This is a genomic window from Marinomonas flavescens (assembly GCF_004352835.1).
Classification (GTDB): Bacteria; Pseudomonadota; Gammaproteobacteria; order Pseudomonadales; family Marinomonadaceae; genus Marinomonas; species Marinomonas flavescens.
On record NZ_SJSB01000001.1, the window covers coordinates 256274 to 281375 of the forward strand.

The window sequence follows — 25102 nt, forward strand, 5'->3', positions numbered from 1 at the left end:
ATATTTCTATGTGGTATTTTGCTTGGAGTTTGGGTGTTTTACTGGCCTGCTCATTCGGTATTGTGAATGCAATATGGTTAGAGTTTAGCGGTTACGAAGGCGAAGAGGAGCAAAAGTAAGCGTTATGCCTAAACAAGAGAAAGCGCCAAAACAGCCTCGTCAGGGTCGAGTAAAATCCCCCGAGTTACTTTTTCTTAATGAATGGGCAAGTCGACAATCTAAACGTTATCGTCTTGTTCAATTACTCGGTATTGTTTTTACAGTGTCTTTGGTTGTTCAGGCTTGGTCTCTTGCTAATGTTTTTTCAGACATGGTAATTGAAGGGGCTTTCTCTGTTTCGCTTTTGCTTATTGCTCTATCCGCACTGCTTATTCGCGCGCTGGCCAGTTTTGGCCGCGAGCGATTAAGCGCCAGTGCCAGTCGTAGTATTCGTTATTCATTACGCAAAAAAATACTCTCGCATTTGACTCACCTTGGGCCTTCGCGCTTAAGAATTGATGAAGATGCCGCTTTGTCTACGCGTGTTTACGAGCAAGTGGACGCGCTAGACGATTATTTTAGCCGCTATAAACCACAGCTGTTTATGGTGTCGCTTATTCCCTGCGTTATCTTGTTAGCCGTGTTGCCTGTATCTTTTATTGCTTTTGGCGTATTCATGATTACGGCACCCTTGGTGATTGTATTTATGATCTTTGTTGGTCATAAAGCCGCCCAAGCTAACCGTCGCCAGTTTCGTGTGTTGGCGATGTTATCGAACCAGTTTATGGATTTAAACCAAGGCCTTGCTGAATTAAAGCGCCTTGGTCGTACCGGACAAGCCAAACAACGCTTGTCGGACAGTGCCAGTGCTTACCAAAGAACCACCATGGGTGTGTTGCGCTTAGCCTTTTTATCAACTGCGACATTGGAATTGTTTGCGTCACTTTCTATCGCCATGATCGCTTTATATCTAGGGCTGGGGTTATTAGAACAGTTGCCTTGGGATAAAGGGCTTTCTCCTGTTACTTTAACGCAAGCTTTCTTCCTTTTATTATTGGCGCCAGAGTTTTATTTACCGCTTCGTCAGTTAGGCAATGATTATCATGCAAAACAAAAAGCGGAAGCGGCCGCGACGGATTTAATCGAAATTTTCGATACGCCTTTGCATACAACAGCGCAAGCAAAATCAAACACAGAGACTTCTCATTTGTCTGTTGTCAAAACGCACTCCACATCGTTACTTACTTTTCTCAAATTAAGTTGGCAAGAAGACGGCCGTTCTCGGTTAGCGCCGATCACCAACCATATTAGTGAAGGTGAACGTATTTGGCTGAGTGGTGAATCGGGCGTGGGGAAGTCGAGTTTATTACACTTGCTATTGGGTTTCGAAGAAGGCTACCAAGGGGAATGTTTTGTTTACGATGACGCATTTTCAGAGCTTGATTTAGCTGCATGGCGTGCCCGATTAGCTTGGTTGCCACAAACGCCAGAATGGATAAATGGCAGTATCCGCCAAAACTTACTATTGGGTATCGAAACGCCAACCGAACAAGCATTACAAGAAGCGTTAGTGAAAAGTCAGTGTGATGACTTTGTGAATGCCTTGCCTGAGGGCATTGAAACCAAATTAACAGAGTTAGGTACTGGGCTTTCTGGTGGGCAAATGCAACGTTTGTCGATTGCTCGCGCCTTACTATCAAAGGCCGATGTATGGCTCTTGGATGAGCCTTGTTCTGGGCTTGATGAAGACACTGCCAGCGCGGTGCTAAACACATTAGATAGAGCATCAAAAGGCAAAACACTATTAGTTGTTAGTCACGACACACACCCTATTAAATGGGCGGACAGACATTGGAATTTAACTCACGGAGGTTTACATGAGCAAAGTATCGAAGCTATCGCTTAGACGTCTTTTATTAGCGAATCCGTGGGGCTTTGCCGTACCTTTGTTTTTAGGGGTGATGGCGAGTATTGCAGGTGTTGCCTTATTGGGTATTTCAGGTTGGTTTTTATCTGCTGCGGGTCTTGCTGGGGTGCTCGGCACTGTTCAAGCCTTTAACTATTTTACACCGGGTGCCTTAGTTCGTTTGATGGCAATTCTACGTACAGCAGGGCGGTACGGCGAACAGGTTATGGCCCATGAACATCTTTTGGGCTTATTAAGAACATTGCGATTGTGGGTATGGGATCAACGCGTCGCGAAAGATGCGGCTAACCTACATCAACAAAGCCGTGGTGATTTATTACAACGTTTAGTCAGCGATTTAGATCAAATTATTCGTTGGCCTTTGGTGGTTATGCTGCCGTGGATCTATGCATTATTGGCGTACGCGAGTGTGTTTATTGTTGCCTACCTTGTTTCTCCACAACTGCTTTGGCCGATGGCAATTGCTGCGACATTGCATTTGATCGTTGTGCCATTTATATGTGGTCGTTACGCGAGTCATAGCGTCCATATTGGACAAATTTTAGGAACCCACCGTCGAGGTCGTTTCGTTAGCCTATTTTCAGCACTAATAACCTTAACCATTCGTGGCCATTGGCAAGCGTATTCAGAGCGTTTGGGCCAATTAGACAAACGTCAGAAAAAAGCCGAAGTTAAAATGCAGCAATCGATCAGCTTTGGTCGTTTGGCATCGTATACGATTACCGTAGGATTACTCCTAAGCTACTTTTATTTTCTCACAGACTATCAAAGCAACACGGGAACATTAGCCTTAAAAACAGGTGTTCACGGAACTTGGTTTGTTGCCTTGATTCTTTGTGTTCTGGCGGTTAATGAGCTGGTTTTACCTTTGGCCCAATCCTTTGTCGCACAAGGGCAATCACAAGTAGGCATACGCCGCTTAAATCAATTACGGTCTACCGAGAAGTCTGTATCCGCCACTGAACAACACGCTTTAGCGGCAATCGAAAGTATAGAATTGAAACAGTTTCGTGGGTATCACGCTTCTTCAGGGTTAGGCAATAAGCCTATCTCTATGACGCTGACATCAAACGAGTGCGTTTGGCTACGGGGCAATAGCGGTTGTGGTAAATCGACCTTATTGGCATCACTTGCTGGAGACTGTCTAAATGAAGGGCAAGCGCTTATTAATGGACAATTAATTGATCTGTACGATAACAGTGCCTTTCAGGAAAAAATCAGCTATTTACCACAAGCGTCTTATGTTTTTCAGCAAACATTAGCGGCTAATTTACGCCTCGGCGCGGAAGAGTCAAAGGATGACGTCTTGTGGAAAGTGCTGGATGCCGTCGCGCTAGGTGACTGGGCCCGAACTTTACCTAACGGGTTAAACACCTTACTTGGCGCTCAAGGTCGTGATTTATCCGGAGGACAACGAAAACGTTTAGTGCTCGCGAGATTATTGCTAAGAAACACCGAAGTACTATTGCTAGACGAACCCTTCGATGGACTAGACAGCGACAGCATTAAACAAATTTGCCACTCGCTTCAACATGAATACAAACCAGACATACTCGTACTCGTGAGTCATATCTCCAGCCCCCTCAGTGACAACGCCAGAGTCATCCAACTGTAACCATCCTGTTCTTTTTATTAGGACAGGCATGTTTAAACATACGCACTTACTGTCAGCTTGTATTTAACTAGGACAGGCATGTTTAAAACCTTGCATTTACTGGTAGTTATTTCGTTAGTATGGTCAAAAAGAGTTTTCATAGAGGGCTGGAGATTGCTGGTGACTGGTTAACCCGTTATTATGTGTGACTATAAGGGCGGTTGTTATGCTGCCTTAGTTAACATTTTTAGGATTCTAATGAAAAAGACGTTTGCTTTATCCCACCCGAAGATCTCTTACCAGCGTTTAATTGAGACGGCTAAGCACGATGTAAAAAAATACATCAAGCAAGAGCGCGCTAAAGCCTTACCAGAAGGTGTTGATTTTTGGGGATTTAGTTGCAAGTTTGGCCAAACCGAAGACAAAGCAAGAGCGATTCACGAAGGTGATATTAATGCGAATATTAGCTCTGCACAGAGCCAGCATTGGAAATCTTTTTACCTTGAAATTGTTGCAGTGCCAAAGACTCGTACGAAACGTCCAGACGAAGAATAATTCTATTTCAGATAAATAAATTGAGTTTGTTCTAATGGATGAATGAATATTTATACAGAAGAGCCGATAATCATTATGTGATTATCGGCTTTTTTGGGCCAATATAGATGAAAAGATGGTCGTTTTTAATAGAAAATATGAAGTATCTGGAATGGGCGTAGGATGAGTTAAGATTCTTCTTACTGCATCCTTGCAGCGATAGGTTCTTCATGAAAGATAGACAGAGCCTCCGTCCTGGAGGCTTAAGCAAATCCTTTGCTCTCTGTCTAGATTTAACTCTAGACCCGCTTTTTCATTCACGCAAATTTCAAAGTGTAACAATATGTTTATTATATTTTCAGCGCAGGCTTTACTAGGGCAGGCATGCTAAAACGTTCTGGGTAATTAAGTGAGTTTGTTCTAATGGATGAACGAATATTTATACAGAAGAGCCGATAATCATGATGTGATTATCGGCTTTTTTGGGCCAATATAGATAAAAAAATGGTCGTTTTTAATAGAAAATATGAAGTATCTGGAATGAGCGAAGGATGAGTTAAGATTCTTCATACCAGCATCCTTGCCGTGCTGGGTTCTTTATGAAAGATAGACAGAGCCTCCGTCCTGGAGGCTTAAGCAAATCCTTTGCTCTCTGTCTAGATTTAACTCTAGACTCGCTTTCTCGGTTACGCAAATTTCAAAGTGTAACAATATGTTTATTATATTTTCAGCGCAGGCTTTACTAGGGCAGGCATGTTTAGCATTAAGCAGGACAGGCACGTTAAGGCGTTCTAGGTAATTAAATAAGTTTGTTCTAATAGGTGAGCGAATACCTATACAGAAGAGCCGATAATCATTATGTGACTATCTGTTTTTTATCAATAAAAACGAAAATATGACCGATATGAATAGGGAAAGATGAAGTATCTTGAATAGGATGAGTTAAGATTATTCTTACTGCATCCTTGCAGCGCTAGGTTCTTCATGAAAGATAGACAGAGCCTCCGTCCTGGAGGCTTAAGCAAATCCTTTGCTCTCTGTCTAGATTTAACTCTAGACTCGCTTTCTCGGTTACGCAAATTTCAAAGTGTAACAATATGTTTATTATATTTTTATCACAGGCTTTACTAGGAAAGGCATGTTTAGCATTAAGCCAAACATTAAGCAGGACAGGCACGTTATCAAGTAGCCAATTTCCAATGTTGTTCGTTTGTTTCGTTTTGCTATTTAAGGCGCGAAAACTTTTCAGACGCACTATTATTGTTAAGTATTAACAGGACAGGCGTGCTAAAACGTTTGTTATATCAAAGGGTGTGTCCCTGAAGCTTGAAAAATACTTGCGCCATAGTCGGCTATTCAATGAGAGGTAGTTTATGTTTTTTCGATTGGTTTGTGTGATTACTGTGTTGTTTTTATCGGGCTGTTCATCTTTGCAGAAAACGCTTGATGTTCATAAGCCTACCGCCTCAGTGACGGGAGTGTCGATTGGTAGTTTATCGACAGATTCAGTGACCTTGTTGTTGGATGTTGATGTAAAAAATCCTAATGTATTTCCATTAAAAACGGCGGGCTTTGATCTTGGGTTGTTGGTGAATGGCAATAATATTGCAAAAGTAAATCAACCAGACTCGAGTTTGTCTCTGCCTGCAAAAGGCAGCAACAGTGTGCGCTTGCCTGTGACCTTAACATTTGATCAATTGCTAAAAAGTGTCAGTGGGTTGAAAGGTCAGAAACAGCTAGATTATGCGGTTGAAGGTGATGTTGCTATTAATTTACCTGTATTGGGCGACTTAAAAATGCCGGTTGAATTTGCTGGGCAATTACCGATACCTCAAAAGCCAGAAGTAGCCTTTAAAGGGGTTAATATGGATTCTATTGGATTGAGTGGCGCTAAATTCAGTGTTGATTTAGAGGTAACCAATCCGAATGATTTTGATGTGAACTTAAGCGACATTAGCTACCAATTAGCATCAAAAGGCACCTCTCTTGGTGGTGGAGAAATTGGCAAACTTGACTTAGGTAAAGGAAAGACACAGTCGTTATCTATCCCACTGACCGTTGGTTTTAGTGATCTGGGTATGAGCTCTTATCGTCTGTTGACCGGCTCTGATCCTGTTAGTGTCGACATTAGTGTGGCGGCAAATGTTGATACGGATATTGCAGGCTGGAAGCCTAGTCCGCTTAAGTTTGAAACTCAGCAAATGTTAAAGCGCTAATGATCCTTTTTAATCACAATTCGTTGTAAAACATGATACTGAACGCCTTTGTTCCAGATTAGACGTTTGGTATTATTTTAGTGCATGATGAACTTCAAAACACTTTTTTGTGAGATGTAAGATGACTGAATCACCTATTCAAATAATTTGCCCAAGCTGCAATACAAAAAACCGCGTTCCACAATCGAAGCTTAAAGATAAGCCTATTTGTGGGAAGTGCGGACAACCTGTTCTTTCCACAAGCCCTATTGAGGGGAACGGTCATAATTTCAGCCGTTTTGTTACCTACAATGACTTGCCCGTGATTGTAGATTTTTGGGCGTCCTGGTGTGGGCCGTGTAAGCAATTTGCTCCTATCTTTGAATCGCTGGCAGAAGAGATGTCTACTCAGGCGTGCTTTGTTAAATTGGATACTGAAAATAATCAAAGTATCGCTGGTGGCTACAATATTCGTTCGATTCCTACGCTAATGATATTTCATCATGGCAAAGAAATTGCGCGCATGTCAGGGGCTTTGCCTAAAGCACAATGCAAGCAATGGATAATGCAAAACTTACCTTCTGTTTAAAGCTGGATTAGGGGGCGAATTAGCAGGACACGCACCTTTAAGGAATTAGCAGGACAGGCACCTCTAAGAGGCAGTCATATTGGGGCTTTGGCGTGTTATTGGCGAAAATGAATTATACTGTATATAATTACAGTATAATTCTTAGTCAAGAGCGTGATTTATGCCTATACCAAGAAGTCAGCAAGTGAGCTTAGAAAGCACACCTTATTATCACTGTGTTTCCCGCTGCGTACGTCGTGCTTTTCTGTGTGGTGAAGATCCTATCACCGGGAGCAGTTATGAGCATCGACGTGGCTGGATCGAGAAGCGTTTGTTGTTCTTAGCCAGTGTGTTTAGTATTGATATTTGTGCCTATGCGATTATGAGTAATCATCTTCATGTTGTGTTGCATGTTAATTTAGAGAGTGCGCAGCAGTGGTCAACGCGAGATGTTCTAGATAAATGGCATAGGTTGCATAAAGGAACATTGTATACGCAACAATATGTTAAAGGAGAAGCCCTGTCGCCTTTTGCATTGAAACTGGTGGAGGCGTCTGTTGAGTCGTATAGACATAGGCTGATGGACATTAGTTGGTTTATGAAAGAGTTAAATGAGCCGATTGCTCGACATGCGAATGCTGAAGACAAATGTACTGGGCATTTTTGGGAAGGGCGTTTTAAGTCTCAAGCATTGTTGGATGAAGCGGCTTTAATTGCTTGTATGACGTATGTGGATTTAAATCCAATCCGTGCCAAAGTGAGTGATACACCGGAATCGTCAGATTTTACGAGTATCAAACAGCGTATCGCTTTTCTTAATAAAAATAGCCAGCCAAAATTTCTATCTCCCTTTGTCGGTAACCCTAGAAAAAACATGCCGAATGGACTTCCTTTTCAACTAAAAGACTATTTAGAATTAGTTGATATGACGGGTAGAGTGATAAGCAGTAAGAAAAGAGGGGCGATAGATATTTCGCTTTTACCCATTTTACAACGGTTGAGTATTTCAGCAGATAATTGGTTTTGCATTGCGACGCAATTCGGTAAAAAGACAGAAAATATTGTGGGTCGCGCCCATTCTGTCGCTCATTACTGCAAATCAAAAAATAGAAAAAGACAGTTCAAACGACAAAGTACTCTGCTTTTTGCATAATAGAGCGGATCACAAGAAAATCATGCAGCTAATTTTAAGTTGTTGATTTCATTCGCCTTAGATTTACTTCTTCTTCCTCAAATTTCTTAATAAGCTCGTTTTTTCTTGTTTAAATCTGATAGGTCATCGTTAACCTGGATTTTACACCTTTGAAGAAGCACGATATCTGTTGTTTCGCGATTTTTAATCATGCCTGTCCTGATTGTTTTTAAGAGTGTCTGTCCTAGTTATTTTTGTTCGCTGTTTTCTTAAAAAACACGACATAGGGTCGTGTTTTTTATCTTTTGATTGTGTGTATTTTAGATGTCAGTTTGGGCGTTAGCCTTTACACAAACATAGACTGAATTGGTTGAGTCTTTGCCTTGAAATGGGTTGTAGAAAGAAACTAGGTGAGAGTTGACGCTTTCAAATACGGTGCTTAGCAAAGCTTCGAAGTTCGCTTCTGGTGGGTTTTGTGACCACATAGCGAAGACGCCATTGGGTTTTAGTTGTGCAGCCATGCGCGTTAGATTTTCAGTAGTATAAAAGCCAGCATTAGCTGGGTTCAGGTATTCAGTTGGAGAGTGGTCGATGTCTAATAAAATAGCGTCGAATTTTTTACCCGCACAGTTAGGATCAAATCCGTTGCTTGGATCAGTTGCTAAGTCAAAGAAGCTACCTAAGATGTAGCGGTTACGTTTGTCTGCATTAAGGATTTTACCGAGTGGAACCAATTCTTTTTGGTGCCAACTGATGACAGTATTAAGCGCGTCGACAACCAATAATTCTGAGATTCGTTCGTCCTTTAACGCTGCAACCGCGGTGTAGCCTAAACCTAAGCCACCTACGACGACGCTTAAGTTATCGCCTTTGACTTGCTCTAGTCCCAGTGTCGATAAAGCTTCTTCTGCCTCGACGAACATGCTCGACATAAGAAACTCTTCGCCCAGTTTTACTTCATAGATGTCGCGGTCGCCAAAGGCAGGAATTTGTCGTCTGCGCAGAGAAATCTCACCTAAAGGTGAATCTTGGCTATCAAGTTCTTCGAACAATGGAGGCATGGCATAGGGTCCTAAAATGATGATTTGACTGGCATTATACTGATTACGTAGAAGGAAAAGTAATTCATTGATACGGACTGAGTGCTTTACCGTATTTAACTAGGTTCTAACGGTGCCTGTCCTGATTAAATTCTAACAGTGCCTGTCCTAGTTAAATTGGTGCCTGTCCTAGTTAAATTGCTAGTGCTAGTGCAAAACCCCCCTCCTGCACAATTAGTGTGAGAGGTTCTTGTTTTGCATTTGTGTTGACGCGTCGAGGTACGAGACAGGCGCAAGCAAATGGAAGAACAAGAAACGTCCGATACTCTACACAAGCACCGCTTTCAGAGCGAAAAGACCCAAAAAACACCCCCTCCAGCTCCCCCTTGGCAGGGGGAGAGCAAGGTCAGAACCAGAGCCAAGTGCCAGGGCAAGGTCAAGGTTGTTGTCAGTTTCTGGTTGTGCCTCTGTTCATGCTGGCCTACGATGTGTTGATTGTTGGATGGTTGAAGAAAGTAGTGAATAATTTGCAAGCAGAAGAAGTTTATTGGGTGGTGTGTCCGCATTGTCAGGGGCGGGGTAAGAAGAGCCGTCGATTGCGTAAAAAGGTGCGGTTACAGTATCAAAGTGCCTTGGTGGAATTTGAGCGTAATGGTGGTGAAGGGGTGGCGCCTGAGCGTCCTAAGGGGCATTTGGATGACTGCGTAGATTGTGCTGGGTCAGGTTTGATCCGCGCAATGGATCCCCCTGTTGAAGCGCCAGAAAGCTACCCTCATGTGGCGATTGTCGGTGGTGGCATCGGTGGTGTGGCGTTGGCGGTGGCTTGTTTGCATCGTGGTATTCCTTTTACGCTTTATGAGCGTGATGATGGTTTTGATGCGCGCTCTCAAGGGTATGGTTTGACCCTGCAGCAAGCGAGCAAAGCGATGGAAGGTTTTGGGTTGTTTTCTTTGCAGGAAGGGGTGGTGTCGACTCGGCATTTGGTGCATACCCCAGAAGGTAAGGTCGTTGCAGAGTGGGGGATGCGAAAGTGGTTAGCGTCCGCTGAGCTTGCTGTTAAAGATGACTCGCCAAAACGGACGAATGTCCACATCGCGCGACAGGCGCTGCGTTTGGCTTTGCTGAATCAGTTGGGCGGCGATGAGAGGGTTCATTGGGGGCATCAGTTGGTTGATTTGCAAGAGGGTGACTCTGGTGTGGCGCTGACTTTTCAAGTGGCTGGTGGCGTTAAGCATACGCAGGCGGATCTTGTGGTCGGTGCGGATGGCATTCGCAGTTCGGTGCGTAAGTTGTTGATTCCTGAAGACGCTGCACCGTTGCGTTATTTGGGTTGTATTGTAATTTTAGGCATTTGTCCGCTGCGTGATTTAGGCGGTATTGAGAGCGAGTTGTTGGATTCTGCTACCGTATTTCAAACAGCCAATGGCAATGAGCGTATTTATATTATGCCTTATTCATCGGACTCTGTGATGTGGCAGCTTAGTTTTCCAATGACGGAAGAGGCGGCGAAAACCTTGAGTGCTCAAGGCGTGCAAGCGTTGAAAGAAGAGGCGTTGCGTAGAGTTCAGTGGCACGCCCCGATTCCACAAATTGTGTCCGCGACAAAAGCGGCGTTAGTGTCGGGTTATCCGGTGTACGATCGTGCTTTGTTAACGCCTGAATGGCTAGCGAACGCAGACAAGGTTACCTTGATCGGCGATGCCGCGCATCCGATGAGTCCTTTTAAAGGGCAAGGGGCAAATCAGGCATTGTTAGATGCTTTGGCTTTGGCTCGCGCAATAACAAAAGGGTGCGGACCTTATACTGATTGGAAAGAGTCAGGCGTCAGAAAAAGCGTTCTAACTGAGTTTGAAGCTGAAATGCTGGCGCGGAGTGCGGTGAAGGTAAAAGGCTCCGCTGAAGCCGCTGAGTTCCTGCATTCAGAGACGGTACTTCATGAGGGCAATGAGCCGAGAGGTCGTTGCCTCAGTAGAAAATAACTTAAGTAGAAAATCGCTTAAGTAGAAAATAAAGACAAAGCAATGAATAGGTGAATATGTATGAGTCAAGATCTAGAAGCGAACAAAGCAAACGCAATTGCATTTTATAAAACCGCTTATTTAGGCGAGCCTGAGAAAGCCGTAGCCGCCTATGTTGGGAATGAGTACATTCAACACAATCCTGTAGTGGGAGACGGTAAACAAGCCTTTATTGATTACTTCTCTGAAATGGCACGGGATTACCCAGAGAAAAGTATTGTGTTTTTACGGACCATAGCAGAAGACGATCTAGTGTCATTGCATACTCGTCAAACGTGGCCCGGTAATGAAGAATACGTCACTATGGATTTCTTTCGGTTTGACGGAAATGGAAAGATCGTAGAGCACTGGGATTCTATTCAGTTAGTGCCTACTGAAAGTAAAAACGACAACACTATGTATTAAATTGTCTATCAATACTGTGAGCGTTTAATAGATAAATGGGTCTGTTCGGTAAATAAAAAGCAATGCGGTTTAAGCATTGCTTTTTATTTGAATGAAAACAGCGATCGTATTGTTTATACGGATTCAGTTTTCTGTTCAGTATTGGCTTTAATATATTCCACTAGTGTGTCTTTAAGTAGTAGACGACGCTTTTTAAACTCTTCTTCTTCAGGTGTGCTGGTAAGAATAATTTCTTTTTCCATCTTTTCAACTTCACTGGTTAGGAAGTTGTACTCATCAGAAAGCTTTTTGAAGTGTGCGTCTGACATTCTAAGCTGATGAATTTCATCTTTTAATTCTGGAAGCTCATTTACTAAGGTATGGTTCTCGATAGGCATGCTTTTCTCCTTATTTATATTCTATTACTAGAGTACTTTACTCGGTCAAATGTTTGCTTGATGTGTATCAAGCTTTGCTTGTCTATTGACGAGTGCCGTCGAATTTTTCAAAACTAAATTTATGTGCTCAATTAAGTTATGGCGTCATAGGGATGAAAAGCAATCAACTAATGATTAGATGCAGGGGATTTAGTTATTTGATGGCAGGTTTTACTGAATGTTGACGGCCTATCAGGGCTTGGGGATGAGTAAACCTACTCGAATGAATGAGCAGGCTTACTCTTATTTTCTCTACTGTTAGAAATTAAGATCAACACGAGGCTGACTTTTTGTTGAGAAATCAAGCTCAGGTGAACAAACAAAAAGACGTGATGAGTTTATATTTTGAGACACTAGGTAGTCTTTTAAATTTTGTGCTCTTTTGTCCGCTAAAGCGTTCGCTGCTTCTCTGGTTTTATCATTGATAGTAGCGGGTGGTTTTTCTAAGCCAAGATCAAGGTAGCTTGCCACACCACATATTTTCAATTCACTTTGTTTCTTATCTTTCATGAGAGCGACAAGTTGTTTTAAGAAAGTACTTTGTTTGTCGTCAATTTTGGTCTCTTTTGGTGGATAAATCAGTGGTTCAACACGTACTTTCAACAGTTGGTCGCCTGCATACCGGGCAATGGTAATGACGTTGGCATAAGGTATAAAGGTCTGCAGCAAGTAGGTGCTCGACGCACTAAACAGGGCTTTTTTAACCGGAATGAAAAGGAAGTCTCCCCAACCAAACGAAGGGCTATCTATGTTTCCTGACAGAGGAATATCCAAATCAATATTATTGTCGCTGTCTTTTAAAGCACTGACTGCAAGATTGAGTGGAATGATGCCGGATTTGATGGCGCTGCTACTTTCGTAGGAGCCGCCTAGGTCAAACTGTTTCAATACTAAGTGAGCATTGCCGTTTATATCTCCTTTGTTAGCATGAAGTTTTAGGTCTAGATTTAATTGTCCTGAGTCAATTTGGTAACCTAACGCACTGGCGACATAAGGTGAGTAAGGTGGGAGGTCTGCTTGGGACACTTTCAACTCACTTTTCATAGTGAGTTCATCAGCCATTGGCCAGATTTCTACATCACCATTAAGTGTGGTGTATTTGCCATTTTTTACGCCAATGCTAAGGGTGGTGGCTTGCTTAGCGTCTTTTGTATTAAGGTTTCTGAGCGATAGTTTTGTAATGTCTAGCGTGCGTTTTAATGCCGGTTTCACGCCGTTGTCTTCAATGTATACGCTGGATTTTCCCGTTAAATCATAGGCGTTAAGAATAATATAATAAGGTGCTTTGAATGCCGGGGCTTTTGCGGCATTCGGCGTGTTGGCAATAGCATTATCAGCATCTTTTGCCTTTGGTATAGAGGTTTGAGCTGAAGGCGCTGTGGGTGATGTTTGTTTGTTGGCATCGATGAATACAAGGTTCTCAATTTGTCTATCTTTGCCTAAGAATACATTTCCTTTTACATCTTTGGTCATGATGCTTTTTATATTGGCACCATCTTGGTTTGCTTTTACAGTATTAACGTCTATTTCACCAACCGTTGTTAGCGGTGGTAGGCTTTTCTTATCGTTAATAGGAGCAGAAAGAACAAGGTTTTTGATCGATAATTTGCTTAGCTCCGTCGCAAAGAGGTCCCCTTGTTGAGTCATTGATAAATCATGGATGTTTGCACTTTCCCAAGAAGCCGCGCGCTTATTTGGCGTTAATTTACTGTCCATTCCTTGGGTTAAAATATTAATGTCAGTCCCTGCCACTTTAGGGGCTTTGTCGCCATCTAAATCAACATTGATATTTTTTGCTGTAATGTGGGCGTCTGCTAAAGACGAATGTATGGTCCCTTTTTTATCAACATCCAGTTTTTTTATCGCTAAGTCAAATAGTGCGTTCTTGAGCGATATAGTGTCATTATTTTGGGTGGCTGAAAGTGAATTTGACCAGATGAGAGATTGGTAATTCACTTTGTTGTCAGCTTGTTGGGCTGACAAGTTAGTACTGGTTATCGTGCTATCGGCCGATAGTGATACTTGCTTATCGGGTGCTTGCTTGGCCGTTAAATTGTTTAGCTGAACGGATGTGCTGTCATTTTCTAGTATTAAGGAAGTTAGCGCTAATGATAAACCATTTACTGAAAAATCGGTTTTAGGCAGTGTTGCAGATAGCCCAGATTGATCTTTGCTAAACGTTAATGGTAATGAAAGAGACGCACTTTTTAGCGCCGCTTTTTGGTCTTCAGGCAATTGTGCTGCTAACTCGTTTATCTTGATTTGAATGCCGCTTTTAAGCGCAATACTTTGATTGTCGTTACTGAGTGTTGCGAGTAAATCATTCAGTGTTAGCTGAAAGTTACCAAGGCTTGCCGTATTGCCATCTTGCAGTACATTAGCGCCTTTTAGCGTGATGTCTGTTTTATTACTTTTAAGGTCGTTTGTATTGTTTTGATGTTTAATATCGATGGCCGAATAGATGTCTAATGCTTGGTAAGTTGTTTTATTTTGGCCTTGACTAAAAGTACTGTCTTGGCTGGATGCTTGCAGTGTTCCAGTCGCATCCAGTACTTGGTTTGTGTTGTAAGTGGCCGTTACATCGGAAAGCTTCAGAGTGGTATTTTTTGTGCCTGCAGACATTGTCTTTTGTAGGGGCAGGTCTAGATTCTCAGCGCCTATATTAAGCGTCGAATTATTTAGAGCAAAGTAGGAAACCTTATCGTTCACCTTCATTGATAGGGCTAGTTTGCCATCAACAGACAACACCCCAGTACCTTGGTTATAAGGCGCCGGCAGAAAATGAGAAAGATCTTCGATGGGTATTCTATTTTTGTTCAAGGTGAGGCTTACGGTAGAAGCATTAGGGGAATAGTCAAACTTACTGGCAATATCAAGTTGTGCCGCATTGACGAGTACATTAATGGATACGGTGCCGTTCCAATTAAGCCCTTTACCATAGAGGTCATCAATGGCGAGAGTGTTAAGCGTTAATGTATCTTGCTGAGGGTTGGCTTGTTCTTTTAGTTGTCGTGATAGCTCAACTGTACTGTTCGTAAAGCGAAATGTTGGAAGTTTTACTGACCAAGGAGTGGAAGTATCGACGACCTTTTCTTGGCTACTTTCTTTTTTAGCGCTGCTATTGTCTGTTGCTTGGTACTGAGATAAGTCAATGCCTGCAATAATCCATGAATTCTCTTTCTGTTTCACATCCAGAGTTAGGCCATCAATTTCTGCGTTGGTGAAATGAATGGTTTTGGTAAACAAAGGAAAGGCTTCTATGCCAATAGATAGTGTATTGAGAGCCAGTGTTTTGTGTTTATTAGAGAGTACATTCAGTTTTTTTAGCGTGACTTTTGGTGGGAAAAAATCAACAGACAGGCTGGATATACTGGCTTCTTCACCTTGTGAAGCAAAGTACTTGACTAAGTAATGTTTGGCCACGAAGGGAGTGAGTAACCAAGAGCCCGCAATAACAACAAACAAGGTCATACTTGGGATAATAAGGTAGTTGCGCCAAGGTTTTTTCATGTTATTAGTTGCCTATGTATTAGCTATTTTCTTTGTGTTTTGTAGGGACTTTCTCAGGTTCTGATCGTGTAGGCATACGTAATAAATAAGTACTTACGGCGGCCCCTATCGTTATTAAGCTAATAGTAGCCCAGAATCGTCCAACGATAATCATAGAGATGCCCATCCCTAGCCACATAAAGATTATCGCGCGGTTTCTAGTGCGTTTAGGAATCCCATCAGAAGACTGCCAATCACTTATGATGGGGCCAAAATATTTGTGACCAATGAGCCATTGGTGAAAACGAACAGAAGACTTAGAGAAACACCAAGCAGCGAGTAATACGAGTGGTGTAGTCGGTAGTAAAGGAAGAAAAATGCCAATAATACCGGTAATGAGCGAGAGCCATCCTAAAATGATGAAAGAAACTCGTTTCCATTGCATATAATCGCCCATGATTTTACGTCACGTTAAAAATTATTCTAACGTTGCTTTGGTTGCTATTGCTAGACGCTTTGCATTTTGCTTACTAGACGTTACAAATAGCTGAATTTTAAAGGTTATCAAGCAGGGGCTTTTGTCCATAAAAGCTCCTGCTCAGATTTTATTGGCATTTAATGGCGGAGTTATTTTCCAGCATTAAAAATGGCCTCCATTGAGTCTTCCATTTCTGGTTCGACAAGCGGCCATCCACCAAGACGTTTCAAGCGATTGACCATTTCACAAAATAATTCGGCGGTTTTTTCCGTGTCATATTTTGCAGAATGCGCTTCAGCGTTATTAAATGGTATAGCGGCCGCTTCACAGGCTTTAGCGAGAACCGTTTGACCAAAAATCAACCCTGCTAAGCTTGCAGTATCAAAGCTTGAAAAAGGATGAAAGGGATTGCGTTTTATATCGGCACGTTCGATAGCCGCATTTAAAAAGCCATGGTCGAATGCGGCGTTGTGTCCCACTAAAATGGCACGTTTACAGCCTACAGACTTAAGTTCTTTACGTACTTTAGTGAAAATTTGGGTGAGTACTTCACCTTCATCAATATGTGCTCTCTCTGGATCAAAAGGGTCTATGCCGGTAAAATCTAAGGCGGCTTTTTCAAGATTCGCTCCCTCGAAAGGTTTAACTAAAAATTCGAGAGTTTCATGGATGAAAAGCTCGCCATTTTCATCCATTCTTAGAATACTTGCTGCGATTTCTAACAATGCATCGGTTTTTTGATTAAAGCCTGCGGTTTCTACGTCGATAACAATCGGTAGGAAGCCTCGGAATCGATCTTTGATTTCATGGTTTGACAAAAGAAGGTCCTTAATTCTGCCATTTACTCAAGAATGACGGGGTAGATAGAATCGGATGATAACACACTTGATAATGCTTGAACGAGATCTCTAAATGGGAATTACCCGACAACTGCTAATTCATACTTTTTTTGCCTTAGGGATTTTATTGCCTGCGAGTCAGGCGAGCGCGTTGATCCATTATCAATCGGATATAACGGATTCAAAATGGCTTTTATCAGGAAATATATTTTCCTGTAGTTTGACGCACCCAGTGCCCAATTATGGGGAAGGCCACTTCATTAAAGAAGCGGGCGAACCGATGAAATTTGTTTTGAAACCAGAAAATGAAAAGTTAGGTCCCGGTCAGGTTTATATCATTTCTCAAGCGGCAAGCTGGTCTCCTGGTGTGAAGCCGGAAACGCTCGATATTCTTCCGTATCCGGGATATGGCTTAACGGTAGAAGTCGGCGGTAGTGTTGCAGAGCGAATGCTGTCTAGTTTAGACAGTGGTCGTCAACCAGCGGTTGCTGGAACGGCATGGGAAAATCGTCGAGAAACCGTTGAGGTAAGCTTATCGAACATTAATTTTGCACCTGCTTACAATGAATTTCGTCGTTGCTTAGCTTCTTTATTGCCTGTTAATTACGATCAGATTGCGCGTACAGCGGCTTTATTTCAGTCTGGTCACACGGATTTAACAGAAGGTATCAAGCATCGTTTAGATTTAGTGGCTTTGTATGTTTCTAATGATCCGACGGTTCAGTACATTTATATTGATGGTCACTCAGATAATATTGGTTCACGTCGAGATAACCGAGAGTTGTCTAAAGAACGCGCAGAAAAGGTAACCGCTTATCTTCTACAGAAAGGCGTACCGGTTAATAAAATCATTTCCCGATATCATGGGGATCGCTACCCAGCGGTGAGCAATAATTCAAAGCAAGGTCGAAATCGAAATCGGCGAGTAACGATTCGCCTAGAGAAATTAAAAGATAATTAACGATAAGTTTTTAAAAAATCATCCAGAGCCCCTGTAATCATGTAATTATCCACATGGTCAGGGGCTTTTTGCTTGCTATGAAAGAGTCGAAATCTTAAACTAAGCGCCCCTTTTTTTAATTTATTTGCGCCGCCATGTAATGGTTTCAAAGCATTGGTGTGGGAGCGCGATCTCGTTGAGGAGAATAGAGATAATGTCTGACGTGAAGAAGGTAGTGCTTGCCTATTCTGGCGGCCTGGATACTTCCGTAATCGTGAAGTGGCTTCAAGAAGAGTATAATTGTGAAGTGGTTACCTTTACCGCTGATTTGGGTCAGGGTGAAGAGGTTGAACCAGCTCGCGCGAAAGCTCAAGCGTTGGGTATTAAGGAAATCTACATCGAAGATTTACGCGAAGAGTTTGTTCGTGACTTCGTATTCCCAATGTTCCGCGCTAACACTATTTATGAAGGCGAATACCTTTTAGGTACGTCTATTGCTCGTCCTTTGATTGCGAAACGCTTGATCGAAATCGCAAACGAAACCGGTGCAGATGCTATTTCGCATGGGGCAACCGGTAAAGGTAACGACCAAGTACGTTTTGAGTTGGGTGCTTACGCGCTTAAACCTGGCGTGAAAGTGATCGCTCCTTGGCGTGAATGGGATTTAACGTCCCGTGAAACCTTAATGGCGTACTGTGCAGAACACAATATTCCTGTTGATTTCTCAACGAAGAAGAAAAAATCTCCTTATTCTATGGATGCAAACTTACTGCACATCTCTTTTGAAGGTGATCAGTTAGAAGATCCGTGGACAGAGCCAGAAGACGACATGTGGCGTTGGTCTGTATCTCCAGAAGATGCGCCAAACGAAGCAACTTACATCGAAATCGGCTACGAAAAAGGCGACCCAATCTCTATTAATGGCGAAGCCATGTCACCAGCAACTATCTTGGAAACATTGAACAAGATAGGCGGCGCAAACGGCATTGGCCGTGTAGACATCGTAGAAAACCGTTTTGTTGGTATGAAAGCTCGTGGCTGTTACGAAACACCGGGTGGTTCTATCATGATGAAAGCGCATCGCGCGATTGAATCTATCACTTTGGATCGTGAAGCGATGCATTTGAAAGATGAGATGATGCCGCGTTACGCTAAAATCATCTACAACGGTTTTTGGTGGTCTGAAGAGCGTCGTATGATGCAAGCTATGATCGATGCGTCTCAAACTTACGTAAGCGGTACGGTTCGCCTTAAATTGTACAAAGGCAACATTACCGTTGTTGGCCGTCAGTCTCCAAACAGCTTGTTCGATAGCTCGATTGCGACTTTTGAAGACGATGCCGGTGCTTACGATCAAAAAGACGCAGCGGGTTTCATTAAGTTGAATGCATTGCGTATGCGTATTGCTGCTCAAAAAGGCCGTAGCTTTTTAGACAAAAAGTAATCGCGTCTTAGTATTCTAAAAAACGCCTCATTTTTAATCAGATGAGGCGTTTTTTTTATCTTTTCAAAGAAGTTTTTACGATCGGTCAGGTATTTTTCTATTTGAAAAGACTGAAAAAAATGTTTTGATTGAAGCTTGGGTTTTCATGCTGTCGTTTCTATTTTTCTTCACCCTAAATTCAGATCATTAGTGTATTTTTGAGAGCGCAGAAGCGGCCTGGTATGAGTCGTGTGAGCGTTAGCTTAAAAGAAGAGTAATTATGACAATTTATAATGTTGGTTCGATTAATTTAGATCACCTTTATCAAGTGGATCATTTTGTCCGTCCGGGTGAAACCATGGCGTCGCAAAACTATCAGTGTTTGCTGGGTGGCAAGGGCGCTAACCAATCGGTTGCTTTGGCCAAAGCGGGTGCCGATGTTAAGCACGTTGGCGCGATACATCGCAGCGATCAGGCGGTGTTGGATCAACTGGCATCTCTTGGGGTGAATACGGATTTAATTGCCAAGCTTGATGTACCAACGGGTCATGCCATTATCCAGCTCAATACAGAAGCAGAAAACGCAATTATCTTGTTTCAAGGGGCCAACCATGCGCTCACACAAGCGCAAGTGGATGCGGTATTAGCTCAAGCCACTGCAGGAGATTGGGTGTTGTTGCAAAACGAAACCAATCAAATTGAATACACTATGAAACAGGCGCAAGCGCACGGTTTGAAAGTGGCATTTAATCCCGCACCGATGGACGCAGATCTAACAAAAAAAGTATTACCGTCGGTGGATTTGCTGATCGTCAATGAAGTAGAGGCCATGGATTTGCTTGGCGTCGCAGATATTGACACCGCCAGTCAAACATTGCCTACGGCGTACCCAGTTTTGTCCGTATTGATGACCTTGGGTAAAGCGGGCGTTCGTTATTTTCCAAAGCAAGAAGCGAGTCAGCGAATGGAGAGTCTTTTTGTTGAAGCCTTCTCTGTTGAGGCGGTAGATACCACGGCAGCAGGGGATACCTTTATTGGTTATTGTCTGTCTTCATTAATGAATAACGAAGACATGACAGTCGCACTGAAGCGTGCCTGTGCGGCATCTGCGCTTTGTGTGACCAAAATGGGTGCAGCCTCCGCAATACCAAGCAGTGCTGACGTTACCGAATTTTTAGCCAAACAGGCTTAGTTTATAAAGAGGAAGTCGAATATGGCTCGTAAAATTATTATTGATACAGATCCCGGCATTGATGATGCTATGGCGATCTTTTTTGCCTTTCAAGCGCCACAACTGGATGTGCTTGGATTAACCACAACCTTTGGTAATGTGCCGGTTGAACTGGCAACAAAAAATGCCATCACATTGACTGAAATTGCCAAAGTGGATGTGCCCGTAGCACAAGGCGTTGCCGTGCCGTTAGTGATTGCACCGCGTCCGCATCCTGATTTTGTTCATGGAGCAGATGGTTTTGGTAACATTGATTGGCCGGCACCAAAAGGCAAAGCGGTTGAGAAAAACGCGGCTCAGTTTATCGTCGATACGGTGCGTGAGTTTCCAGGTGAAGTGACCATCATTGCATTGGGGCCATTAGGTAATCTTGCTAAAGCGTTAGAGCTTGATCCAGAAGTGGCAAATCTTGTCGACGAAGTGATTCTGATGGGCGGTACGGCAATTGAATACGGAAACGTATCTCCTGTTGCAGAAGCCAATATCATGAACGATCCACACGCCGCAGATGCTGTGTTTACCGCCCCTTGGCAGGTAACCATGATCGGTCTTGATGTGACCCATCAAGTGTTGCTTGATAACACAGTATTAGAGCGCATTAGGCAAGCTAATCCAGAGGAAGGCGGTTTCCTTTACGATTGCGCCCAGCATTACATCAACTTCTACAGCAGCCGTTTTGATATGAATGGTTGTTATTTCCATGATGCTTCTACTATTGCCTATGCGATGGACCCAAGTATATTTGGGGTTGAGCTAGGTGCCGTGCGCGTCGCGTGCGAAGGTATTGGCATTGGTCAAACAATCTTTGCGCCACAAGGAATGGAGTTTCCAGAACCGCATTGGAACGATGTTCCTATGACGCAAGTTTGTATGGAAGTAGACAGCGAGCGTCTGCTTAAGCTATTTGAAACCACACTTTCTTAATAAAGGGTGGGAAGAATAAGAAAAAGGCATGGGAAGTCCTTCTCGTGCCTTTTTTATAGCTCGCTCTTCTCTCTGGCGTGTTAACCTTGCGTCATTGGAAGACTGATTACATAAAGATGAGAATGATATGAAAATTTTAGTACGAAACTTAGCGCGTAACACCACTGAAGAAGAACTGTATAAATTGTTTTCTGCCCATGGCACGCTGCAATCTTGCACCTTGGTAATGGACAAAGAAACCGGTGAGTCAAAAGGTTTTGCGTTTATTGAAATGCCAAAAGTTGGTGAAGTAAAAATTGCTATTAAAGCATTGAATGGTATGGATCTTGACGGCAGTAAAATTCGTGTTAAAAAAGCGGAAGACAAAGCTGAAGATAAATCAGAAGACTAAGCGTTATCGGTCATTGATTTAATGTGATCATCTACATGGACGTAGCTGATCACATTCTGTGTTAATTAGTAATGGGCTTTCACAAAGTCTTTAATAAAGTCTATATCCTTATCTGAAATCGTATGAAAATCCAGTTTGATGTAATGCTTATTGTGTTCATTAAATACATCTAAGGTCGGGTCGCCTAACGCTTTAATTAGCGCGCTTTTCCCTTCATGAGTCGCATTCAATTCTAGCTTCACCATTTTAGACCCTTCTAGCCCTGATGGTGCTTCAACTTCAATATGCGTTACTGAAATGTGCGTGCAATGAATTGGCATTGTTTTACCATTCGTTAAATAAAGGGTGCCAGTCCAAAAACAACGTACGTAAGGTGGTGTTTTCATTGTTATCTCTCTGCATTTCAGATAGCTAAATGAATTATTCAGTGGGCACCATTATAAAGAAAAGAAGAGCGACAAACAGAGGGGTTTTAGATAAATTGATAAAAATCGTGATGTTACCTTATAAGAATATTAGGGTAACACCACGAGGGTCTATTGATGCATTTACATTAAAGAGATAAATTTTTGGATTTCAGCAATAAGTGCTCAGCATAATAGCGCTGAACACTTATTGGTTTAGGTCAGTTCTTTAATACTGTCACCCAAGGCATTGATCATGCTGTCCATTTCAGACTTCTCTGTGGTGAACGGTGGAGCAAGTTGAATCGTGTCGGCACCATAACGAACATAATAGCCTTTGTCCCACATGGACATCGCAATTTGGAATGGGCGTTTAGAAGGCTCGTTATCAACGGGGGCAATGGTGATGCCAGCGGCGAAGCCATAGTTACGAATGTCGGTAATAATCGGACTGACATCTTTTAGCTGATGCACGCAATTTTCCCACGTCGGGCTCATTTCTTTTACCCGTTCGATGAGGTTTTGTTGTTTGATTTCTTCGAGGGATGCCAAGCCTGCCGCACACGCAATAGGGTGGGCAGAATAGGTGTAGCCATGAGGCACTTCGAGCATGTAATCGGCGCCGCCATTGTCCATGAAGGTGTCGTAGATTTCTTGCTTAAAGACCGCCGCGCCCATTGGAATCACACCATTGGTCACCTGTTTAGCAAGCGTAATCACATCGGGTGTAACGCCAAACGCTTCAGCGCCTGTTTTCGCGCCCATGCGACCAAAACCCGTGATGACTTCATCAAAGATCAGTAGTATGTCGTGTTGATCGCAAATTTCACGAAGGCGTTGCAAGTAACCTTGTGGTGGCACAATAACGCCCGCAGAGCCTGACATAGGTTCAACAATTACCGCTGCAATGTTAGAAGCATCGTGCATAGCAATGAGGTTGAGCAGGTCTTCAGCGCGTTCTTTGCCTTGTTCCGCCATGCCTTTGGTGAACTCTGTTCCTGGCACTTGAGTGTGAGGTAAGTGGTAAGATTCTAAACCTTGGCCATAGAGCAATCTATTTGCTGGAATACCACCGACACTAAAACCCGAGACGCTGGCGCCATGATAGCCTTTGGCGCGACCAATGAATTTCACCTTGGTACCTTTGCCTTTTTTACGCCAATAAGCGCGGGCAATTTTCAGCGCTGTATCGACCGATTCAGAACCCGAACCGGTAAAGAAAACACGGTTAAGTTCTTTTGGCATGAATTGGGTGATTTTTTCAGCAAGTTCAAACGATTTTTCATGGCCATATTGAAACGCCGGTGAGTAATCGAGGGTCTTAACTTGGTTGGCAACCGCTTCATTGATCGCTGGAACACTGTGACCTAAGCCACAGGTCCACAAGCCTGATAAGCCATCAAAAATTTTACGTCCGTCGAGGTCGGTATAGTACTTGCCTTCGGCGGATACGATAAGACGTGGATCTGCTTTAAACTGACGATTGCCTGAGTAGGCCATCCAGTGGGCATCAAGCTGAGCTTGAGTGAGTCGGGTTTTCGCAATATGGCTCATGGCAATCCTCTCTTAACTAGATAAATAATAAATCGATAAGGAGAGAATGCCGCTAAGGAAAGTTTTAATAAATGCGATGTTCATTAATCATACTTTAGCATTTGGTTAACTAAAGCGATGAGGGCGAAGAGCTAATCAGTCCGAGGTTTTTTCTTTAAACTCGCACAAATCTTCGATTATGCAGGCGTTGCATTTGGGTTTTCGGGCGACACAAATATAGCGGCCGTGAAGAATCATCCAATGGTGTGCATCAAGCAGGAATTCTTTGGGTACGAATTTCAGGAGTTTTTGTTCGACTTCTAACACATTTTTTCCGGGCGCGACCTTGGTGCGATTACCAAAACGAAAAATGTGGGTGTCTACCGCCATCGCTACTTGCCGAAAGGCGGTATTGAGCACTACGTTAGCGGTTTTACGGCCGACGCCGGGCAGAGCTTCTAGGGCTTCTCGTGTGTCTGGTACGACGCTGTTGTGTTGCTCCACGAGAATGCGACAGGTTTTAATCGCATTTTCAGCCTTAGCATTAAACAGGCCAATGGTTTTGATGTAGCTTTTTAAACCATCCACCCCAAGCGCCAGCATGGTTTCTGGGGTGTTGGCGACAGGAAATAACTTGCGCGTGGCTTTGTTGACACTCACGTCGGTGGCTTGTGCCGAAAATAATACCGCGATCAACAATTCAAAAGGCGAACTGTATTCCAGCTCTGTCACAGGGTTTGGATTTTCGGCTCGTAGTCGAGCAAAAATTTCATAGCGTTTCTCTTTATTCACGGTTCGCCTCTGTGCTTATCAATTGCATTTATGCAAGCGTATATCAAGTGTACAAAGTCGTATCAAGTGTACAAGCATGATCAAGATGCGGCTTGGCCAGTAACTCGAACGCGTTTAGATTCTACTGGTCCTTGCTGAGCTTTTTGTGTGGCTAATCGTTTTTTCTCGCGCTCATCCATGTAGTTTTTAAAGGCGATAAGAATACCAAGGCCAATAAACGCACCCGGTGGGAGCATAGCGAACAAAACGTTTGGATAGTCGCTAAAAACAACGATTTTCCAGTTCAATGCAATAGGGCCAAATAGCAGTTGCATGTCAGAAAAGAGCGTACCTTGTCCAATCAATTCACGCATGCTACCAAGCACTACAAGAATAAAGGTAAAACCAAGGCCCATCATCATACCGTCTAATGCCGAAGGCAACACTGGGTTGCGGCTGGCAAAGGCGTCGGCGCGACCAAGAATCGCACAGTTGGTCACGATCAAGGGAATGAAAATCCCTAATATTTGATACAGCTCATAAGTGTAAGCCTGCATAATTAACTCAATGCAGGTGGTAAATGACGCTATGATCATCACAAAAGCTGGCAGACGTACGGCATCAGCGACATAGTTACGAATCAGTGAGACCGCCACATTAGAACCGATCAAGACCACCATAGTCGCTAAGCCAAGCCCTAACGCGTTGACCACGGTACTGGTCACTGCCAGCATAGGACAAAGGCCAAGTAGCTGTACTAAAGCGGGGTTGTTTTTCCAGAGACCGTTATAAATGATCTCGGAATAATTGGCGCTAGGAGGGGTGTCCTGCGTGGTTTCACTCGTTAAGGTATCTTCTGCACTCATGACAA

Annotated in this window: 23 protein-coding genes; 14 read left to right on the forward strand and 9 right to left on the reverse strand. The window is 43.1% G+C overall.

Annotation, left to right across the window (positions count from 1 at the left end; translation table 11 throughout):
- The first annotated feature begins 8 nt into the window (after window positions 1-8).
- The 7 genes from cydX to E0D70_RS01170 all read left to right on the forward strand — a co-directional run bounded on the left by cydX (window position 9) and on the right by E0D70_RS01170 (window position 7950).
- Window positions 9-119 (forward strand): cytochrome bd-I oxidase subunit CydX, encoded by a 111-nt coding sequence (cydX, locus tag E0D70_RS01140; RefSeq protein WP_133010421.1) that lies wholly within the window; start codon window positions 9-11, stop codon window positions 117-119.
- Between the two features lie 5 nt (window positions 120-124).
- Window positions 125-1885, forward strand: coding sequence for a thiol reductant ABC exporter subunit CydD (cydD, locus tag E0D70_RS01145; RefSeq protein ID WP_133010422.1), 1761 nt, complete (start codon window positions 125-127; stop codon window positions 1883-1885).
- Complete coding sequence (locus tag E0D70_RS01150) at window positions 1857-3521, forward strand: amino acid ABC transporter ATP-binding/permease protein (protein WP_133010423.1); 1665 nt, start codon at window positions 1857-1859, stop codon at window positions 3519-3521. Before cydD ends, E0D70_RS01150 begins: the two co-directional genes overlap by 29 nt.
- 237 nt (window positions 3522-3758) lie before the next feature.
- Window positions 3759-4055: a DUF6172 family protein gene (locus tag E0D70_RS01155; protein WP_133010424.1), complete on the forward strand. Its 297-nt coding sequence runs from the start codon at window positions 3759-3761 to the stop codon at window positions 4053-4055.
- A 1352-nt stretch (window positions 4056-5407) separates the two neighbouring features.
- Entirely contained in the window at window positions 5408-6250 is an 843-nt protein-coding gene (locus tag E0D70_RS01160; RefSeq protein WP_133010425.1) for an LEA/WHy family protein, read from the forward strand.
- 121 nt (window positions 6251-6371) lie between these two features.
- Window positions 6372-6818, forward strand: a complete 447-nt coding sequence (trxC, locus tag E0D70_RS01165; RefSeq protein WP_207923175.1) for a thioredoxin TrxC — start codon at window positions 6372-6374, stop codon at window positions 6816-6818.
- A gap of 160 nt (window positions 6819-6978) precedes the next feature.
- The gene (locus E0D70_RS01170) at window positions 6979-7950 is read left to right on the forward strand and encodes a transposase (RefSeq protein ID WP_133010426.1); all 972 of its coding nucleotides are present in this window, start codon (window positions 6979-6981) and stop codon (window positions 7948-7950) included.
- A 299-nt stretch (window positions 7951-8249) separates the two neighbouring features.
- Here the strand turns inward: E0D70_RS01170 and E0D70_RS01175 are convergent, their stop codons facing one another.
- Window positions 8250-8990, reverse strand: a complete 741-nt coding sequence (locus E0D70_RS01175) for a polyamine aminopropyltransferase (protein WP_133010427.1) — start codon at window positions 8988-8990, stop codon at window positions 8250-8252.
- A gap of 242 nt (window positions 8991-9232) precedes the next feature.
- On the opposite strand from E0D70_RS01175, the gene E0D70_RS01180 reads away from it, so the two are divergent.
- Window positions 9233-10948 (forward strand): FAD-dependent oxidoreductase, encoded by a 1716-nt coding sequence (locus E0D70_RS01180; RefSeq protein WP_240536922.1) that lies wholly within the window; start codon window positions 9233-9235, stop codon window positions 10946-10948.
- A 60-nt stretch (window positions 10949-11008) separates the two neighbouring features.
- Window positions 11009-11392 (forward strand): nuclear transport factor 2 family protein, encoded by a 384-nt coding sequence (locus E0D70_RS01185; protein ID WP_133010428.1) that lies wholly within the window; start codon window positions 11009-11011, stop codon window positions 11390-11392.
- 113 nt (window positions 11393-11505) lie between these two features.
- Here E0D70_RS01185 and E0D70_RS01190 read toward each other — a convergent pair whose 3' ends face one another.
- The 4 genes from E0D70_RS01190 to rnt all read right to left on the reverse strand — a co-directional run bounded on the left by E0D70_RS01190 (window position 11506) and on the right by rnt (window position 16593).
- Entirely contained in the window at window positions 11506-11769 is a 264-nt protein-coding gene (locus E0D70_RS01190) for an HP1242/YdcH family protein (RefSeq protein WP_133010429.1), read from the reverse strand.
- A 297-nt stretch (window positions 11770-12066) separates the two neighbouring features.
- Window positions 12067-15318 (reverse strand): DUF748 domain-containing protein, encoded by a 3252-nt coding sequence (locus E0D70_RS01195; protein WP_133010430.1) that lies wholly within the window; start codon window positions 15316-15318, stop codon window positions 12067-12069.
- 19 nt (window positions 15319-15337) lie between these two features.
- On the reverse strand, window positions 15338-15742 hold the full coding sequence (locus E0D70_RS01200) for a YbaN family protein (protein WP_133010431.1): 405 nt from the start codon (window positions 15740-15742) through the stop codon (window positions 15338-15340).
- A 182-nt stretch (window positions 15743-15924) separates the two neighbouring features.
- Window positions 15925-16593 carry a ribonuclease T gene (rnt, locus tag E0D70_RS01205; protein ID WP_133010432.1) on the reverse strand — a complete coding sequence of 223 codons (669 nt, stop codon included), beginning with the start codon at window positions 16591-16593 and terminating at the stop codon, window positions 15925-15927.
- A 94-nt stretch (window positions 16594-16687) separates the two neighbouring features.
- On the opposite strand from rnt, the gene E0D70_RS01210 reads away from it, so the two are divergent.
- The 5 genes from E0D70_RS01210 to E0D70_RS01230 all read left to right on the forward strand — a co-directional run bounded on the left by E0D70_RS01210 (window position 16688) and on the right by E0D70_RS01230 (window position 21523).
- Window positions 16688-17575, forward strand: a complete 888-nt coding sequence (locus E0D70_RS01210; protein WP_133010433.1) for an OmpA family protein — start codon at window positions 16688-16690, stop codon at window positions 17573-17575.
- Window positions 17576-17768: 193 nt separating this feature from the next.
- A complete protein-coding gene (locus E0D70_RS01215; RefSeq protein WP_133010434.1) occupies window positions 17769-18998 on the forward strand; it encodes an argininosuccinate synthase in 1230 nt (409 codons plus the stop codon).
- A gap of 259 nt (window positions 18999-19257) precedes the next feature.
- On the forward strand, window positions 19258-20169 hold the full coding sequence (locus E0D70_RS01220; RefSeq protein WP_133010435.1) for a ribokinase: 912 nt from the start codon (window positions 19258-19260) through the stop codon (window positions 20167-20169).
- Between the two features lie 21 nt (window positions 20170-20190).
- Entirely contained in the window at window positions 20191-21132 is a 942-nt protein-coding gene (locus tag E0D70_RS01225; protein WP_133010436.1) for a nucleoside hydrolase, read from the forward strand.
- Between the two features lie 127 nt (window positions 21133-21259).
- Complete coding sequence (locus tag E0D70_RS01230; protein ID WP_133010437.1) at window positions 21260-21523, forward strand: RNA recognition motif domain-containing protein; 264 nt, start codon at window positions 21260-21262, stop codon at window positions 21521-21523.
- 65 nt (window positions 21524-21588) lie between these two features.
- Here the strand turns inward: E0D70_RS01230 and E0D70_RS01235 are convergent, their stop codons facing one another.
- The 4 genes from E0D70_RS01235 to E0D70_RS01250 all read right to left on the reverse strand — a co-directional run bounded on the left by E0D70_RS01235 (window position 21589) and on the right by E0D70_RS01250 (window position 25097).
- Window positions 21589-21909: a hypothetical protein gene (locus tag E0D70_RS01235; protein ID WP_165942844.1), complete on the reverse strand. Its 321-nt coding sequence runs from the start codon at window positions 21907-21909 to the stop codon at window positions 21589-21591.
- A 234-nt stretch (window positions 21910-22143) separates the two neighbouring features.
- Complete coding sequence (aptA, locus tag E0D70_RS01240; RefSeq protein WP_133010439.1) at window positions 22144-23481, reverse strand: omega-aminotransferase AptA; 1338 nt, start codon at window positions 23479-23481, stop codon at window positions 22144-22146.
- Window positions 23482-23616: 135 nt separating this feature from the next.
- A complete protein-coding gene (nth, locus tag E0D70_RS01245; protein WP_133010440.1) occupies window positions 23617-24252 on the reverse strand; it encodes an endonuclease III in 636 nt (211 codons plus the stop codon).
- Window positions 24253-24332: 80 nt separating this feature from the next.
- On the reverse strand, window positions 24333-25097 hold the full coding sequence (locus E0D70_RS01250) for an electron transport complex subunit E (protein ID WP_133010441.1): 765 nt from the start codon (window positions 25095-25097) through the stop codon (window positions 24333-24335).
- Window positions 25098-25102: the final 5 nt, after the last annotated feature.

What these genes read in the sequence shown, in the direction of transcription:
- cydX (WP_133010421.1), top strand. Translation starts at nt 9, where the DNA reads ATGTGGTATTTTGCTTGGAGTTTGGGTGTTTTACTGGCCTGCTCATTC.
- cydD (WP_133010422.1), top strand. Translation starts at nt 125, where the DNA reads ATGCCTAAACAAGAGAAAGCGCCAAAACAGCCTCGTCAGGGTCGAGTA.
- E0D70_RS01150 (WP_133010423.1), top strand. Translation starts at nt 1,857, where the DNA reads ATGAGCAAAGTATCGAAGCTATCGCTTAGACGTCTTTTATTAGCGAAT.
- E0D70_RS01155 (WP_133010424.1), top strand. Translation starts at nt 3,759, where the DNA reads ATGAAAAAGACGTTTGCTTTATCCCACCCGAAGATCTCTTACCAGCGT.
- E0D70_RS01160 (WP_133010425.1), top strand. Translation starts at nt 5,408, where the DNA reads ATGTTTTTTCGATTGGTTTGTGTGATTACTGTGTTGTTTTTATCGGGC.
- trxC (WP_207923175.1), top strand. Translation starts at nt 6,372, where the DNA reads ATGACTGAATCACCTATTCAAATAATTTGCCCAAGCTGCAATACAAAA.
- E0D70_RS01170 (WP_133010426.1), top strand. Translation starts at nt 6,979, where the DNA reads ATGCCTATACCAAGAAGTCAGCAAGTGAGCTTAGAAAGCACACCTTAT.
- E0D70_RS01175 (WP_133010427.1), bottom strand. Translation starts at nt 8,990, where the DNA reads ATGCCTCCATTGTTCGAAGAACTTGATAGCCAAGATTCACCTTTAGGT.
- E0D70_RS01185 (WP_133010428.1), top strand. Translation starts at nt 11,009, where the DNA reads ATGAGTCAAGATCTAGAAGCGAACAAAGCAAACGCAATTGCATTTTAT.
- E0D70_RS01190 (WP_133010429.1), bottom strand. Translation starts at nt 11,769, where the DNA reads ATGCCTATCGAGAACCATACCTTAGTAAATGAGCTTCCAGAATTAAAA.
- E0D70_RS01195 (WP_133010430.1), bottom strand. Translation starts at nt 15,318, where the DNA reads ATGAAAAAACCTTGGCGCAACTACCTTATTATCCCAAGTATGACCTTG.
- E0D70_RS01200 (WP_133010431.1), bottom strand. Translation starts at nt 15,742, where the DNA reads ATGCAATGGAAACGAGTTTCTTTCATCATTTTAGGATGGCTCTCGCTC.
- E0D70_RS01210 (WP_133010433.1), top strand. Translation starts at nt 16,688, where the DNA reads ATGGGAATTACCCGACAACTGCTAATTCATACTTTTTTTGCCTTAGGG.
- E0D70_RS01215 (WP_133010434.1), top strand. Translation starts at nt 17,769, where the DNA reads ATGTCTGACGTGAAGAAGGTAGTGCTTGCCTATTCTGGCGGCCTGGAT.
- E0D70_RS01220 (WP_133010435.1), top strand. Translation starts at nt 19,258, where the DNA reads ATGACAATTTATAATGTTGGTTCGATTAATTTAGATCACCTTTATCAA.
- E0D70_RS01225 (WP_133010436.1), top strand. Translation starts at nt 20,191, where the DNA reads ATGGCTCGTAAAATTATTATTGATACAGATCCCGGCATTGATGATGCT.
- E0D70_RS01230 (WP_133010437.1), top strand. Translation starts at nt 21,260, where the DNA reads ATGAAAATTTTAGTACGAAACTTAGCGCGTAACACCACTGAAGAAGAA.
- E0D70_RS01235 (WP_165942844.1), bottom strand. Translation starts at nt 21,909, where the DNA reads ATGAAAACACCACCTTACGTACGTTGTTTTTGGACTGGCACCCTTTAT.
- aptA (WP_133010439.1), bottom strand. Translation starts at nt 23,481, where the DNA reads ATGAGCCATATTGCGAAAACCCGACTCACTCAAGCTCAGCTTGATGCC.
- E0D70_RS01250 (WP_133010441.1), bottom strand. Translation starts at nt 25,097, where the DNA reads ATGAGTGCAGAAGATACCTTAACGAGTGAAACCACGCAGGACACCCCT.